15 protein-coding genes are annotated in these 14,906 nt (G+C 58.0%); 2 read left to right on the plus strand and 13 right to left on the minus strand.

The window, feature by feature from the left end; all coding sequences use genetic code 11:
• On the plus strand, positions 1–704 hold a 704-nt coding region (locus tag WA845_RS24480), incomplete at its 5' end, for an amidohydrolase family protein (protein ID WP_337322820.1).
• Here WA845_RS24480 and WA845_RS24485 read toward each other — a convergent pair.
• The 11 genes from WA845_RS24485 to WA845_RS24535 form a co-directional block, all read right to left on the minus strand.
• A complete protein-coding gene (locus WA845_RS24485) occupies positions 705–2,045 on the minus strand; it encodes an MmgE/PrpD family protein (protein ID WP_337322821.1) in 1,341 nt (446 codons plus the stop codon). It lies immediately after the preceding gene.
• An 11-nt stretch (positions 2,046–2,056) separates the two neighbouring features.
• Positions 2,057–3,154 (minus strand): ornithine cyclodeaminase, encoded by a 1,098-nt coding sequence (locus WA845_RS24490; protein WP_337322822.1) that lies wholly within the window; start codon positions 3,152–3,154, stop codon positions 2,057–2,059.
• A 121-nt stretch (positions 3,155–3,275) separates the two neighbouring features.
• Positions 3,276–4,730, minus strand: coding sequence for an MmgE/PrpD family protein (locus WA845_RS24495; RefSeq protein WP_337322823.1), 1,455 nt, complete (start codon positions 4,728–4,730; stop codon positions 3,276–3,278).
• Positions 4,666–5,619 carry a carbon-nitrogen hydrolase family protein gene (locus tag WA845_RS24500; RefSeq protein WP_337322824.1) on the minus strand — a complete coding sequence of 318 codons (954 nt, stop codon included), beginning with the start codon at positions 5,617–5,619 and terminating at the stop codon, positions 4,666–4,668. The genes WA845_RS24495 and WA845_RS24500 overlap by 65 nt, the downstream gene beginning before the upstream one ends.
• Positions 5,616–6,266: an RraA family protein gene (locus tag WA845_RS24505; protein WP_209090928.1), complete on the minus strand. Its 651-nt coding sequence runs from the start codon at positions 6,264–6,266 to the stop codon at positions 5,616–5,618. The genes WA845_RS24500 and WA845_RS24505 overlap by 4 nt, the downstream gene beginning before the upstream one ends.
• A gap of 31 nt (positions 6,267–6,297) precedes the next feature.
• The gene (locus tag WA845_RS24510) at positions 6,298–7,164 is read right to left on the minus strand and encodes a TauD/TfdA dioxygenase family protein (protein ID WP_262622841.1); all 867 of its coding nucleotides are present in this window, start codon (positions 7,162–7,164) and stop codon (positions 6,298–6,300) included.
• A gap of 104 nt (positions 7,165–7,268) precedes the next feature.
• Positions 7,269–8,354: an ABC transporter ATP-binding protein gene (locus WA845_RS24515; RefSeq protein ID WP_337322825.1), complete on the minus strand. Its 1,086-nt coding sequence runs from the start codon at positions 8,352–8,354 to the stop codon at positions 7,269–7,271.
• Positions 8,351–9,154 carry an ABC transporter permease gene (locus tag WA845_RS24520; protein ID WP_209090933.1) on the minus strand — a complete coding sequence of 268 codons (804 nt, stop codon included), beginning with the start codon at positions 9,152–9,154 and terminating at the stop codon, positions 8,351–8,353. The genes WA845_RS24515 and WA845_RS24520 overlap by 4 nt, the downstream gene beginning before the upstream one ends.
• Positions 9,155–9,163: 9 nt before the next feature.
• Positions 9,164–10,048 carry an ABC transporter permease gene (locus WA845_RS24525; protein ID WP_262622843.1) on the minus strand — a complete coding sequence of 295 codons (885 nt, stop codon included), beginning with the start codon at positions 10,046–10,048 and terminating at the stop codon, positions 9,164–9,166.
• Positions 10,049–10,058: 10 nt separating this feature from the next.
• Positions 10,059–11,099 (minus strand): ABC transporter substrate-binding protein, encoded by a 1,041-nt coding sequence (locus tag WA845_RS24530; protein ID WP_443111985.1) that lies wholly within the window; start codon positions 11,097–11,099, stop codon positions 10,059–10,061.
• A 74-nt stretch (positions 11,100–11,173) separates the two neighbouring features.
• Positions 11,174–11,566, minus strand: a complete 393-nt coding sequence (locus WA845_RS24535; RefSeq protein WP_262622844.1) for a hypothetical protein — start codon at positions 11,564–11,566, stop codon at positions 11,174–11,176.
• 753 nt (positions 11,567–12,319) lie between these two features.
• On the opposite strand from WA845_RS24535, the gene WA845_RS24540 reads away from it, so the two are divergent.
• A complete protein-coding gene (locus WA845_RS24540; protein WP_337322826.1) occupies positions 12,320–12,820 on the plus strand; it encodes a hypothetical protein in 501 nt (166 codons plus the stop codon).
• Here the strand turns inward: WA845_RS24540 and WA845_RS24545 are convergent.
• Positions 12,817–13,461, minus strand: a complete 645-nt coding sequence (locus WA845_RS24545) for a response regulator transcription factor (RefSeq protein ID WP_337322827.1) — start codon at positions 13,459–13,461, stop codon at positions 12,817–12,819. The genes WA845_RS24540 and WA845_RS24545 overlap by 4 nt on opposite strands.
• Complete coding sequence (locus WA845_RS24550; protein ID WP_337322828.1) at positions 13,458–14,891, minus strand: sensor histidine kinase; 1,434 nt, start codon at positions 14,889–14,891, stop codon at positions 13,458–13,460. The genes WA845_RS24545 and WA845_RS24550 overlap by 4 nt, the downstream gene beginning before the upstream one ends.
• Positions 14,892–14,906 lie beyond the last annotated feature (15 nt).

Consider the following 14,906-nt stretch of genomic DNA (forward strand, 5'->3'; position numbering starts at 1 on the left):
TCGACGAAGCTGGTCTGTCCGACGTCTGCAGCGCGCAAGCCTGCCGTCAGGTCATTCTTGCCTCCGTGATGCCGTCCGTCGCTCTCGCGCTCAGAGGCTTTGGGGAAGTGGCCCGAGAAGCCGCGCGTGTGGGCTTCCCGGCGATTTTTCATAATTCGGCGCCGTCGGTCGAACGCCTGATCGAAGTCGCCGAAAAATACCCGAGCGCAAACATCGTCGCGGGTCACTCGAACCATCCCATGTTTCTGCCGGATGAATCCGTATCGTTCGCGCGCGAACTGCGAAAGCGCGGCGTCACCATTGATGTTTCGACGCTCGACAGCATCCAGACACGCTGGCGGAATAATCCGGCGAATTTCGACGCTCTAATCGAGGCGGGATGCGTCGATACGATTTCGACGGACTATGCCGGCGGCCATTGGGACGGCATCCTCGTGGCAATCCAGCGCATTGTTCGCAAAAAGCAGATGTCACCGGCTGCAGCTGTCGCTTTGGCCACCGGCAACGTTGCACGCGCCTTTCCTCAACTGGCAGGCGATCGCGGTCTGATCGAGAAGGGCAGGCGCGCGGATCTCGTGATCGTCGATCATGTTAATCTGGGACGCGTCCGCCATGTCATCATCCATGGCAAGGTTGTGGTCTGGAATGGAGCGATTGGTGGGAAGGGTTGGGCTGCTTCGGCGGCCGAGCGAGTGCGTCGATAATCACAGGTCGGCCGAAATCTCTTGCAGGAACGGCACAGGATCGCCGGATTTGAGATGATCAATCGCCCTGTCGAAATCCTCCTCGCGCGCTGCAGTCATTTTCCCGCTGCAGACCCCATGAAACTTCTTCTCGAGTTCCTCCCAAAGCATCGGCCGGCCTACATCCCCACGCGGCATGGCGGTGGTGGACGTTATTTCGCCTGAAGGAGTGGTCAACACAACCCGCGCCAAGGTTTCTGCCGGAAACTTTTGGTCGATCCGGTCATCAACCGTCAAGGTGACGGCGCCGGCGAGGGAGCAGATGTCCCCGTCTTCGAGAAGCTGCTCATCGATGGGTGCGAGAGCGGAGGCGCCGTGACGGACCGCCGCGGCCAGACAAAACGGCAAACTGTATTGCGCCTCAACAAGAGTTTTCGGCATCACCTTGTTTTGCAGCCGCTGAGCCCATTGGAACGTTTGAACTTCAATTGACAGCACGTCTTTCGGCTCGAGTCTCCGGCTTAGCATCAGGTTCAGCGTTGCATCGATGGCCGGATGGATATAGCGGCAGCATGAATACGGCTTGAAATAGGTTCCCATTATTTCCCAGGTCAGACCAAGCCCGCTCCTGATACGCTCCCCATTGAAATGAGATGCGTGATCGAGAATGTCTGCCGGACCCGTAAACCCCTCTTCGGCCAATTCGAGGGCGGTAAGGCCAGTAACAACGCTCCACGGGATTCCTTCTTTCGCATGATTTCCGGTGAGCTTCGAATAGCCGGAACTTCCGTTTGCGGCTTGATTGGGAGCCCATACGCCATTGATAGCAAAGGCATGGGCAAGATGGCCCGGCCCTGTGTTATGGATACAGCCGGCTGCAGCGACAGCGCCGTAGCCAGCCCAAAGCCCGCTCTGGCGGCTTTTTATGTTGTCAGGATTTTGTGCGGCGGCGATCCGGATGGCGATCTCGTAGCCGGCGACAATCGCGGCGACCAAGTCCTCCGGGTCAGCTGCGCTCTCCGCGCAGGCGGCGAGAACAGCAGGGATAACCGCAGCACCTGGATGTCCACGCGCCGCACGATGGCCATCATCGAAATCAAGGGCGCATACAGAAGCCGAATTGGCAAAGGCGGCACCGACGGTCGATAAGCGGTCGTCCGAAAACCACAGAGGTGCGCGTCCGGGGCCGAAAATTCGGGCTGCAACGAGTCTGGCGCTGGTCGATCCCGTGGTATTTTTTCCGGCGAGGGCGCACACCACGGCATCGAACAGACAGGCCAGCGCCTTGTTCCTGACCTCTACCGGCGCGCCATGGAAAACGCGGTCGGCAATGCATTCGGCGAGAAGCGTCGTCAAATACATCGGAGAATCTCTCACTGGGTTGCTTCTGCAACTGGCGCTCCGCTGGCGTTATCATTTGTGACGCCAGACAAAGCCTCATAGACGTGGGCGGCCACATAAAGGTCCAGCATGGGAAGGCCCACACAGGTGATGTGGACAGGTTTTTCCTTCCCGATTTCCGACGGATCCAGGATCGCCGTGATTGAGCCGATACCGAGCAGGGATCCCAACTGCTCCAGCGTCGTCCCTTTTCGCGAGAAGTGAAGCGCTAGGCTTTGGGAACCACGGCGCGACACCATCGCCACGTCGTCACATAGAACGCGACCGCACCGCAGCGCCCGCTCCAGATGTGCGGGCGGGGTCTCATCTCCACCGAGATGAAGCACGGCAGCGTCGCCGATCTCGCTGGCCTCAAAAACCGGCGTTTTGGCGTTTGATGCCGTGATCACAAAATCGCATCGACCGAGTTCGCGGTTGTCCAAAACAGGCTTGATGGCGAAGGTCACCTTCTCTCCGAGCGATCCCGCGAGCCGTATGGCAGAGTCACCTGTCCGGCTACGCACAAGGACCTCGCGAACCCTCTCCCCATGGCATCGATCGAGCGCCAGGATGATCTTCTCGGCAATTGGCCCGGCGCCAAACAGGAAGACTGACATATCCCGACGGGGCGCCAGCAATCGCTCAAGAACAAGCGTGGCATAACTTGCTGTCCGGGCGGCGGAGATGTCGGTTCCATCCAGCAGGCAGAGAGGAACGAGGGTAAACTTGTCCATGAGGACAATTGTGGATCGTGAGCGTGGAAGACCAAGCTTCCGATTGAGGGCGTTTGCGCCAACGATCTTCACTGCCCCGTAGCGGCTGTTGACGCTTGAAAGGCAAGACAGCTTCCAGCCGAGGCGCTCCTCGAGCAAACCTGCCTCCTTGATCAAGTGGTGCCCGTCAGTCTCCCCGAGCGGGATGGAAAGCACCGATTTCGTGCCGTACGCGGAGCCAAGGGCAATGTCGTCCCATGCTTTCCCGGCGACCGCATGGACGACCTTTCCATCAAGCAGAACTCCATCCCTGGCGATCTCGGTCGCGGAGTAACACGGTATGTCTGACAGGCTTGGACTGATAAATCCTCGGCTCATGCGTGATCCTCCTCGAATGTCGAACGAGAGAATTTCAGCAGGAATCGGCGGGAAATAAAGCCAAGATTAGCTATCTTTTATGCAACAATATGCATTGCGGTTACGTGGGACTGTCCGCAGATTAACATGAGCGTCCTGGTACGCGGATTGCATCCAGCAGAAACCGCAAGTCGTCTTTCAACTGCAGCTGTTTAAGGAACTGCAGCATTTCCAGCCTTCCGTTTTCGGTTAAGTGCCCGGCCGACAGGCGCAAAAACTTCTCCTCCAGGAATGAAGGCGCAAGCGGATTGGCAGCATCGCCTTTTGCAACCTCGACGGTGGTCTCCACGACCCGACCGCCGAGCAGGTGAAGACAAACCCTTGCGGCGTGGTGGTGATGCGCTCGATCGGCCGACCTCAGAGGAAAGAGCCGGATTTTTGCCGTCAGCTCTCGCACTGTTCGATCTGCAAAACGCGATGGTGCGAACCATTCTGGACCGGCCGCATGCCCGAGCACGCCCATCGCGATTGCAAACGGCGCGCTGAACTGCGCCGCCCAGATATCGCGGGGTTCGGGAACATTGAATGGAGGACGGCAGACAATCTCCGAAGCGAAGACCTCGATCTCGCTGACATCATGAACGGTCTCTCCAATCGCTCCGAGGGCGAAAGCCTCAACAGCAGCTTCGACGCTGCTCTGGATGATCCTGTAGCAGCTGAACGCCTTGAAGCCGACGTCTCGTATCTCGTAGCGCATATCGGGACCGATTTTCAGCCGCGACAGGTCCGCGCCGTCGGCGCCCGCCATCCGCCAGAAACCGGTGTCTCCTTCGAAAACGTCGAGCGGTCCCTCAAATCCGGCACGCGCCAGAAACGCTGCATTGACACCGCCCATTGCCGCGGTCGCAAAATTGTTCTTCGCCATTGTCGGTGTGGTCCCGTAAACCGTCTTCATGACTGAAGCGACAGGAGCATTGACAGCTGCGATGGCAAAGACATGGGCCGCTTGCTGACGATCGAGTTTCAGCAGTTTCGCCGATGCGGCGGCTGCGCCGAATATTTGCCAGGTGCCGTGGCCATGGACTGTCTTACGCGGCGTGTCGTTGACGATCGACATACCAATACGGCACCCTACCTCATATCCGGCAACGATTGCAGCAATCAGGTCGCGCCCCGTAGAGTCCGAGCGGTTGGCAACTGCGAGCGCGGCAGCAATCACTGTCGCCCCGGGATGGCCCTTCCAGTAGATGTCATCGAGGTCGAGGGCGTTGGCCAAAGTCGCGTAATGAAATGCCTGCCGGGCGGGATCCGGAAAGGGCGCCGAGGTGGAGCCTCCGGCGATATCCGCCAAAAGCCGTTCCAGGCCCGAAGTGACCGGAGTTTGATGACCGCCAAAAAAGCACCCGAGCGAGTCCATCAGGCAGAGCTTAGCTTTCTCTACCACGTCGGACGGAAGGTTCTCGAAAGTCGTATTCACGAGGTAGTCGGCAAGGGTCAGCGTTGCGGGGGCATTCATGATGCTCTCTCCACTGTCAAAAAGAGGCAGGCAGGCCTGTCTTGCTGCGGCAAGTCGAACATAGCCCATCGCAGGCAGCATGATCGACTGCCAAATGTTGAGCTGCTGGTCCCGCCGTTTCAGCGGGACATGCCCGGGATGCTGCGGCCGGAAACTGGTGACGATGGCGCGCCATCGGAATAAGCCGACGCACATCATGTATTCGCTGGCTGTCCAACCGTGCAGTCGCAATGCCCATCCCGTCCGAGGCGCGGGCGATGACTTGCCCCCAGGGATCGCAAACCAGCGAGTTGCCGAAACACTGCCGGGTCTCGCCACCGGCCGCGAGGTAACCGCCCCATTGGCCGCACGCGGCGAAATAGACCTGGAACTCGATGGCGCGTGCCCTGCACAGGACTTCCCAGTGATCCTTTCCGGTCTGCATCGTGAAGGCAGCCGGCAGAATGACGAGATCGACCTTGTTTTCGGCAAGTTGATCGAACAGCCGGGAAAACCGAAGGTCGTAGCAGATTGCGGCGCCGATCCGGAGGCCGCAAGCGTCATAGACGAGCAGGTCGTGCCCCGGCGCGACTGTGGCGGACTCGCGATAGGCTTTGCCGTCGGGCGCCACAATGTCGAAAAGATGAATCTTGCGGTAGCGGCCAGCCTCCTTCCCTTCGGGATCAAACACAACAGTGGTGTTGTAGATACGCTCTTCCCCGGGAACACGCTCAAGCATGCTCCCTGCGTGGAGCCATAATCCGTGCCGGCAGGCAAATTCCTGTGCCATCCGGTAAGCCGCACCGCCAGGCATATAGTCTGCTGCCGCGAGTTTTTCCGCGGCGGTACCTCCCGACCAGTCGAAATGTTCCGGCAGGACGATAAGATCCGGCACTTCCTCCTTGACGGCCTTGAGCATCAGAGCCTGCGCCTGACGCAGATTTGCCCGGCGGTCCGGCTGGGAGTTCATTTGAATGAGCGATATTTTCATTGGGAGTGCCCCTCATCATACGTGAAGATTGAATGGCCTGCCGCAAGATGGGCTCGCAGCCGTGCGGACCGTTCCTGACGCTTCAGCGCAGCCTCACCCAGGCTGCGCATCAGTGAACGGTCTGCGACGAAGATGCCGGCGTTGTCGGCGAGCACCGCGAAACCGGGAAGGACCGCCGTGCCGCCGCAGGCGACGGGAACGTTGATGGAACCACCAATCCGGAATGTCCGGTTCGTGGTTTTTGCCGAGACGCCGCGACACCAGACCGGCAGACCCGATGCGACAATTTCCTCGATGTCAGTGCACGGGCCGTCGACAATGATGGCAGCGGCGCCACGCGCCTTTGCCGCCGTCGCGACACCGCCGCCGACACATGCGATGTCATCCCCGTCGATCCTCGAGATGACGAGGATATCGCCGGGCTGGAGAAGGTCGATCGCCTTGTAGATCACAACGCCGTCGCGGCCCGGGGCCGCGACGGTGAGGGCTTGACCGGTGACCTTCGCGGAGCAGACCGGGCGGATGCTCGTGCTGAGAAAGCCGAGATGTTCGGTATGTCCGATGGTTGCGGTCTCAACATCGCGCAGCAGGGCGCAGAGGTCCGTTGGGAGAGGGGGCTCTCCCGGTTTTGTCCGATACTGTTCCATGAATTAGGTCGCTTTGCTGGCGTCGAAATGATCAGACCGGGCGTTCGCCGGCGGTCGTGGTCCGGTGCATGATCCGGATCGTGTTCGGATCGAAGGAATCCCGACGATGCATGGTGCAGCGATTGTCCCACATCATGATGTCGCCTTTCGTCCATTTCTGGACAAAGACCTCCTTCGTATCCGTCGTATGGCGCCAAAGGCGCGTCAGCAGATCGTCGCTTTCATCAAGCGGCATGCCGACAATCCAGGCACCTTCAGCCGTTCCTCCAAGATAAAGCGCTTTGCGCCCGGTTTCAGCATGGGTTCGCACCAGCGGGTGGACTATACCGCTCCACTCACGGAAATCGCTGGTCCTCGGCTCGCGCTTGCCAAGCCGAAGCTTGCCGGTCTTGTCGTAGACATTCTGGAAGAATATCTGCCGACCGTCGATTTCCTTTCGCACGTCATCAGGCAAGGTGTCGTAAGCCTGATAGGTGGAGAGAAAATAGGTGTCTCCGCCTTCCGCCGGCACTTCCACGGCTCGCAGAATCGCGCCGGCGGGCGGACGTTCGTAGAACCAGGTGTCAGTGTGCCAGGTCGCCTCGCTGTTGCCCATGGCCCCGGATGGCTTGCCGTCCTTCATGGTATTGGCGATCACCAGGATTTCCTTGTGCGTCGGATGTCCGCCTTCCTGCAATTGCTTGGGGTGGATGACGAACTCCCCGAAATGACGGGAAAAGTCGACCTGTTGCTGGTCCGTTATGTTGGCACTCCGGAAGCGAAGCACACCATAGTGGAGCCAGTATTTGCGAACCTCTGCAATGTCCTGTTCGTCATAGTCGTTGAAGTCGAAGCCAACGATATCCGCACAAACGTTGCTTCCGTCCTGGACCGCTGAAATCCTTCGGGTATTGAGCATATTTCTGTTCCTTCCTTGGATAGTTTTTCTCTGCAAGGGAAGAGTAACGCGACCGATCACTCCGTCTCCAATATCAATTTGAGATCATTGATATGGGTTGACGATCAATCCTCGCTATCGAGAAGCTGCACCGCGTCAGGATCGATCGAGAGAACGACCGATTGCCCAACACTCAAGTCCGGCAGTCTCGTCGAGCGGACAAGAGACTTGAGCACTGTCCCGTTTGACAGGGTAACAAAGCATTCCCGGTAGGCGCCGAGATTGACGATCCGTGTCAGGTTTCCGTCGATCCTGTTGACCGGGGAGGGCACTCCCTCTCCCGCAGGCGTGAGACGGACGGCCTCGGGACGCAGGCAGCAGAAGTGGACGGTGCCTGGATTTTCTGGTGACGATGCCGTCAGGGTAAGGCCGTCTTCGAGCACGACAGTTGTCGATCCACCTTCCGCTCTCAAGGACGCAACCGGCAGAAGGTTCGACTTTCCGATAAAGTCGGCAACGAAACGCGATCGGGGATGATCATAGATATCATCGGGCTTGCCCTCCTGGGCCACGACGCCGCCATGCATGACCACGATGCGATCGGACATAGCCATCGCTTCGTCCTGGTCGTGGGTAACATAGATGAAGGTCATACCCAGCTCCTCCTGTATCTCCTTGAGCTCGATACGCATGGCCTCGCGCAGTTTGAGGTCGAGATTTGACAGAGGCTCATCGAGCAGAAGCAGCGACGGTTTCGGCGCGATCGCCCGGGCAAGCGCCGTCCTTTGTTGCTGGCCGCCGGACAGTTCTTTCGGATACCTCTGTTCGAACCCCTCAAGATGCACGCGTCTCAGTGCCGATCGCACCTCGGTCTCGGTCTCGGCGCGCGGAGTTCCCTTCATCTTGAGGCCGAAGGCGACATTTTCGGCGACCGTCATGTGCGGGAAAAGGGCGTAGTTCTGAAAAACCAGTCCAATTCCGCGCTTCTCCGGCGGAACACCCAACTGGCTCCGTCCCCTGATCCGGATGTCTCCGCCGGAAGGATCGGAAAAGCCGGCGATCATGTTCAGGGTGGTTGTCTTTCCGCACCCGGACGGCCCCAGAATACTGACGAATTCTCCGGCCGGAATGGAAAGATCGATATTGTCAACGACCCGATTGGCTCCATAGCTCTTGGAAACCGCGATCAGTTCTATGTCCATTGTGCTCATTTGCTTCCACCATGTATCTGTGTCGAAAAACCGCCGATCCGCTCAAACAGAAAGACGGCTGCAAGAATAAAAAGGAGGGAGGCGACGTTGACCGCCGCCAACACCGGGTCGAGGCTGTATTCAAGGTGATTGATGACGGTGATGGGCAGCGTCGTCTCGCCAGGCCGGACGAGAAAGACCGACAAGGGAATGTTGTTGAAGGAGAGAATGAAGGCGAAGGTCATTCCTGAAAACAGACCGGGTTTGATCAAAGGCAGCAGGATGTAGCGGATCCGCTGCAGCCTGTTCGCGCCTAAAACACGGCCGGCAAGGTCAAGCCTCTTGTCGACATTGAACATCGCTCCTGCGATCATCCTCACGACGAATGGCAGGGTGAGGATGACGTGGGCCATGATCAGGCCGGGCGTACCAAGGAGAGTGTAAAATCCGGTCGACGACAGGAACAGAACGAGTGCTACCCCCTTGACGATTTGCGGCACGGAGAGGGGAGACAACAGGAAGGACATGATTGCAGCATGGCCCGGGCACTTCTCGTAGGCGACGGCAAAAGCTGCGAGCAGCCCGAATAGCCCGCTGAGAACCGTGACGATCAACGCGAGTTCGACACTCAGCAAAAATGGGTCAATCCAGCGACTGGACATGAGGGCGCCGTACCATTTTGTCGTCCAGAGCGATGGCGAAAAGACAATCCTCGCCGTTGGACTGACGGAAGCCACAAGCACGACCAGCAGCGGCAGCGTGATGAATGCGAGGATGAGTCCGAGCGAGATCCTGAACGTCATCGATAAAAACCTGTTCACGACCGTCTCCTACAGATGCAGTTTATTGTGGAGCCGCGCCTCAATGCGCGAGCCGATGAAGACGGCGACGAGCATTGCCACAAGCAGCACATTCGCCATCACGGCCGCGAACGGCCAGTCGATGTAGAAAAGCACCTGCTCGTAGACCATCGTTGCCAGAACCTTGAAACCCGCGCCGCCAAGCAGCGCTGGTGTCGCGTAAGCGCTGGCCGCCATTGTGAAGGCAATAAGCAGGGAACTGACGATCCCCGGAACGGAAAGCGGCAGAACGATGTGGCGCAGTACAGCTGGCCGGGAAGCCCCCAGAACCTGCGCGGCCTTTTCAAGATTGGGATTGATGCCTTGCAGGCTCGTCATCAGCGAAAGAACGCCGAAAGGCAGAACGACATGCGTCAGGCCGGCGACGACGCCAAACATGCTTCTTGACAATGGAAGCGGGTCGGAGATCAACCCCGCCCACAGGAGCATCGAGTTTACAAAACCCCGGTCCTCCAAGATAACGAGCCAGCCATAGGTGCGCAGGACGACTCCCGCGAGTTCCGGGGCAATCGCAAGGGCGAAGACAACCATGCGCCACCGGGACGTCGCGCGAGCCAGATAATAAGCAAGCGGATACGCCATAACAGTGACGCAAATCGCGACGAGTCCCGACATCAGCATCGTGCGCCCGAGACCCGCCATCATCAGATCATCAGCAAAGAACCTTTGATAATTTGCAATAGTCCAGTCCTCGCCGTCGCTCCCATGGAAACTCATTCCAATCATCATACCCATTGGCAGAGCGAAAAAGAGCAAAAGGACGGTTGAAGGCGGAACCAGCGAGGCATAGGGCCTGAGTGTGAAGCCCCGATGGCGGCTTGGTTTGATTGGCGACTGGAGTTCGATTGTTGTCATGATCGCCCCCTTATCGCCCTGCCGCGATCACTTCACGCTCCCAGCGCGCACCCCATTCGGGCAACTTGGCTGCAAGACCTGAAAGGTCGGGGAGAAGAAGTGTCTTGAGGTCTGCTTCGGTTGTGATTTGACGCGCGCGGACGGCATCGGGCACCTCAATGTCGGTGCGGGCGCTGCCGACGTTATAGCCGGTCACCCATGCTTCCTGGCTGGATTTTTCGAGAAAGAAATTGACGAACCTGTATGCCAGCTCCTTGTTTCGAGCGCCAACCGGGACATTCAAGGTTGCGACAAGCGGGATTGTCCCTTCCGCCGGTCTCACGTAATCAACCGGTAGACCGCTATCGACGAGGAGCTGTGCACGCCCGTTCCAGAACGGCATGGCCCAGACCTCGCCCTCCTTGATGTAATTTTCCATGATCGACGAGGACTGCTCGAAGCCCATCGATTGGCTGGCGAGCCTGCCCATGGCCTCGAAACCTGGGTCAACGTTGTCCATAAGATCGCCCCCGTTCGCGACGGACATGATCTGCATCAGATATGCCGCCATGATGTTCTGGAAAGTCGGAAGGATCACCCTTCCCTTTAGTTCTTCATCAAAGAACGACGACCAGGAGACGGGCGCTTTCACGAGCTTGTCCTTGCGCCAGAGAAGAGAAAGATACTGGACCTCGTGGACGGCTCCGCAGGCCCCGGCGATGCCGCTGATCTCCGGATTCAGTTTCGCGATATTCGGTACGGATTCGGTTGAGAACTTTTCGAGAAGGTTATCGCGACACCCGTCGAGGGACTGAGAGGCAGTCATGACGGCGACGTCAAAGCCTGGCCGGCCGCGTGTCGCCTTGATTTTCGCGTAATCTTGCGACGCGGACCCCACGGCGTCATAAATAACCTTCACATTGAACTCTTTTTCGAAGGGTTCAATGATCCGGCTGCGGATAATGTCTTCGTAGGGTCCGCCGTAGCTGTTGACGATCAACTGCTCGGAACTCGCCTTGTCGGCCATAGTCATTGTTACACTTAATGTAACAAACAGGATTTTCCATTTCATCGTTCACCCTCACATTTGTCTGGTTGACTGGCGTTCCGGAGACTTTGCGAAAGAAATGCGTCCCAGTTCCAATATTAGTTTTCGATGATTGATCGAATTTGACGAATAATAGCGCTCCCGATATCCTTGGAGTGAAGCAGGCGATCAACGTCGCCGCCTCTGCCATTTGCAGACAGAAAATAGGTTCCTTCAGGTAAGAACGGCCGCAGTTTGGAAGCTGTGGGTAGCACGAGAGAAAAGACAGGCGAGGCCTTGCGAAGTTCGCAAAACACGCCGAACCAGAAACGGTACCGGACCTCATCACCTTGGGTGCGCGCGTCGATGGCGCACCACGCCGCAATCGTCGCGGCATGCAGGCTATATTGATCGCGCAGCACCTCGAAGGCGACAGCAGCATGTATTCCGTCGCAAACATCGACGGGCGCAAAGGGCAGGGACGGCAATGCAGCAGCAGATTGTTCCGACATGACGACTCTCCATTGAGAGTCCGGCCGAGTTTCGAAGTCGCTTGTGGCCGGACATTGCCTTGGCGACCCTCGCCGTCCGGATGCACATCGACTGTCATGTCGGCTAACAGGATAGATCAGGCTGGCGCCAGGGGGAAGCCTTTTGGTTCAATTCACATACCTGTGCTCGCTCACCTCCGACGGGACGATCCATTCTGCTCTCGGCGTCGCGTCCTTTGGCTGATATGAGCAGTGATGCAGTCGTCGTGCCGCCGCATACTCGAACGGGTCACGGATGCCATCTAGATTTAAGACCGAACCTTCCAGAGATGCTGGCGGTAAGGCTCGCCTCACTTTTGTCGTGTCGAGTGGTTCGCGCGTTGCCGCGGCGCCGGTTATGGATCGAATGTCGAACTGACATTCTTGGACTTCCTGCCAGCGCTGCCTCCCGGCCGGACGATAGTCATCGCACGGCCAAGAAACAGGTCCCCTCTCCGCTTGCGACCTGGTGAAATGTCTTTCTAATTTCTCAAAGGATACTGCGTGCCAAGCATGCTGCCCGACCTTGGTCCACTTTATTCCCGACCTTGGTCTGATCGAAGGGAGACGAAAGTTTTTTTGCGTGTCTGCTGAAGTCCCGTCAAACCTTTTGTCGCATATTTGGGCTTGACCCTCCAAGCTGTAGTGACGACTTGTACGGGCTCAAAGTTTTGCCCATCGGTGCGGTCAGATTTTCGCAGCATTGGCATACAGATCGAACCAAGGAGGCTGGAGGTGTTACCACGCCGCAAACTGATCGCCGCTTTCCCGTGTCTGCTGTTGACCCTCTCTAACACGGCTCTTCCCTATACGATCAAAATTCACGGTTTCTCCGCTGCATTTCACGAGCAGATGGCTGAGGCCGGAAACGGTAATGGTGGTGGCAACGGAAATGGCGGCGGTGGAGGCAGCGGGGGAGGTGGCGGCGGCAATGGAGGGGGTAGCGGAAACGGAGGCAGCAACGGTAACAGTGGCGGCAATGGCAACGGTAATTCGGGCGACAAGGGAAACAATAACAGCCAGTCGTCAGGCACCGGAAACGCTGCGAAAACCGAGGCCGATGTCGACGACACGGCGAATGCAGGTCGCGGTACTTTGACTGTCCGCCACAAGGGTGGCATCAGCGAAAGCGTTCAGCGCGGCCGATACGTGATGAAGGATGCAATGGGCAGAACAATCGTCAATCGCGATGCAACAGTCTCTGACGAGCAGCGTCTCAGGGCCTTCCTCCGCTAACGGCGCCGGTCAATCTCGTCACGAAATGCCATCGCGGCTTCAGTCCGGTTGCTCACGCCGAGCTTGGTAAAAATCTGTGTCATGTGATGCTTTATCGTCTTTTCGTGCAGATCAAGTTTCAGCCCAATATGCTTGTTGCTCAATCCGGCAGATGCCAGCTCGAGCACTTCCCGTTCCCGCTCCGTCAGTGCGACAAAAGGATTGGCTTGGGCGCCTGACCCGGTTTGGGAAATCAGACGTGCCGACAGCGTCGGAGCGACGTAGCTGTCACCTGCCGCGACGGTTCGAATGATATCAGCCAGTGCTCGGGACCCGACTCCTTTCAGGACGTAACCCTTGGCCCCGGTCCTTAGAGCTGTCATGACGTCATCGCCTGCCTCGGAAACCGTCAGCATCACGATCTTCTGGGCCGGGACCTGTTCAAGTATGAGCGGGACAGCTTCCAGCCCCCCTCCAGGCATGGAGATATCGAGCAGCAGGATGTCTGGACGGTGCTCCGCGGCTATGCGCAGCGCATCGTCCCTGTTGCTACCCTCGCCAACGATCTTGAATTCGTTCATTTCGGTCAGGCTTCGGATAACACCTTCCCTGAAAAGAGGGTGATCGTCCACAACTGCCAGACTGATCTGATCCGCGGTCATGCCTGTTCCACTTCCTCGATGTTAAGCGACATCCGTACGATGGTCCCACGATCGGATGAAAAGAGATGGAAGACTCCGCCCAGGCTTTCGACGCGGTCCCTAAGACCCGCGAGGCCGAGTTTCTCGGGTGGAACGTCGCTCATTCTGAAACCGTGCCCTTCGTCCGCCACTTCGACGGTAACCTGGCTGCCTTCGGATGATTGTGTAATCTTTTGTCCAATGCCGCCCGCATGGCGATAGCCATTGTTCAGGGCCTCCTGAACAAAGCGATAGATACAGATCTTTGCAGCCCTGGAAAGATACGCAGGTGTTTCGTTGAGTAAGAGGTCGACAGTGACGCCCGTGCGCTGCTCGTGAGCAACAATCGCGCGCTTCAGCAACGCGGCAAGGCTGTCCGTTTCTATGTGCGGTAACATCAGCCCGCTGCAAATGGCCCTGATTTCTGCCATGGCGTCATCGAGGCTTGTCTTGATGTTCGTCAAGGATGCTTCCCGCTCCTCGGCAGGAGTACGAGGATCGGCAAGCTTCGGACTGTCAAGGCGCAAGGATGCATAGGCGACCAATTGCGCGGGACCGTCGTGCAGGTCGGCACCGATGCGGCGCAAGTAACTCTCGTTGAGGGACGTGGCCCTTTGTGTCGCACGCTGAACACGCGCGCGTAAGGCCTCGTTCTGCCGCAGCAGGGCGGAGAGTTCATCGATGCGGTCATTAAGGGCCCTTCGCTGGCTGTCGATGGTTCGGCTTCCACGAAGGACTATAATCGACAAGAGGCCAAAGAATATGGTCGTGAACGCCGCGACCGCGAGCCAGCTCAGGAGGCGGGCCTGTTTAAGACTCCATTCGAATTCATCGGCGACCTCAAAAAATTCAGAGACGGCGACGACCTTGCCCGACCACGGCTGCAAGACCGGATTGTAGATTTGCAGAAGTGGCTTTTCGCTATCGCGTTCGGCATCGCTCCCGACGCCGTCGATCCGATTGAACCTCGCTGTCATCTGGCCGGTAAAGGCCGTTTCGAGGTCGCCGGACAGTGGGAACTGCTTGCCGGAAAGGCTTTTTTCGCTGGAATAGAGAATAGTCCCGTCGCTGCGCCAGAGCCGAAACGAAAACAGTCGTTTCCCAAGTGCGCCCTGCCCGAGGGTCTCATCCAGGGCCCGTGTTATCGAATCGTCCAGGCTCTGGGTGGTTTGCATGTCAGGCAACAGAGGAGCAATCACGCTGTCGACGTAAAGCGCGGTCGTTGCCGCGGAGTTCCGCGTCACGGCGTTTTCGATCAGACTGGCAACGAAATAGCCCACGACCACCATTGCGCAGATCGCGACAAAACCACCCGCAAGCAGGAACTGCCGTGCGAGTGACTGGGAATTCCAGCGTGCCACCGGGCTCGTTATCGGCGCCTCCTGGTTAGGGCCTGTCCGCAGAATGCGCATTATCAGCACTCATCT

This window comes from Agrobacterium sp. CMT1, from assembly GCF_037203725.1.
GTDB lineage: Bacteria > Pseudomonadota > Alphaproteobacteria > Rhizobiales > Rhizobiaceae > Agrobacterium > Agrobacterium pusense.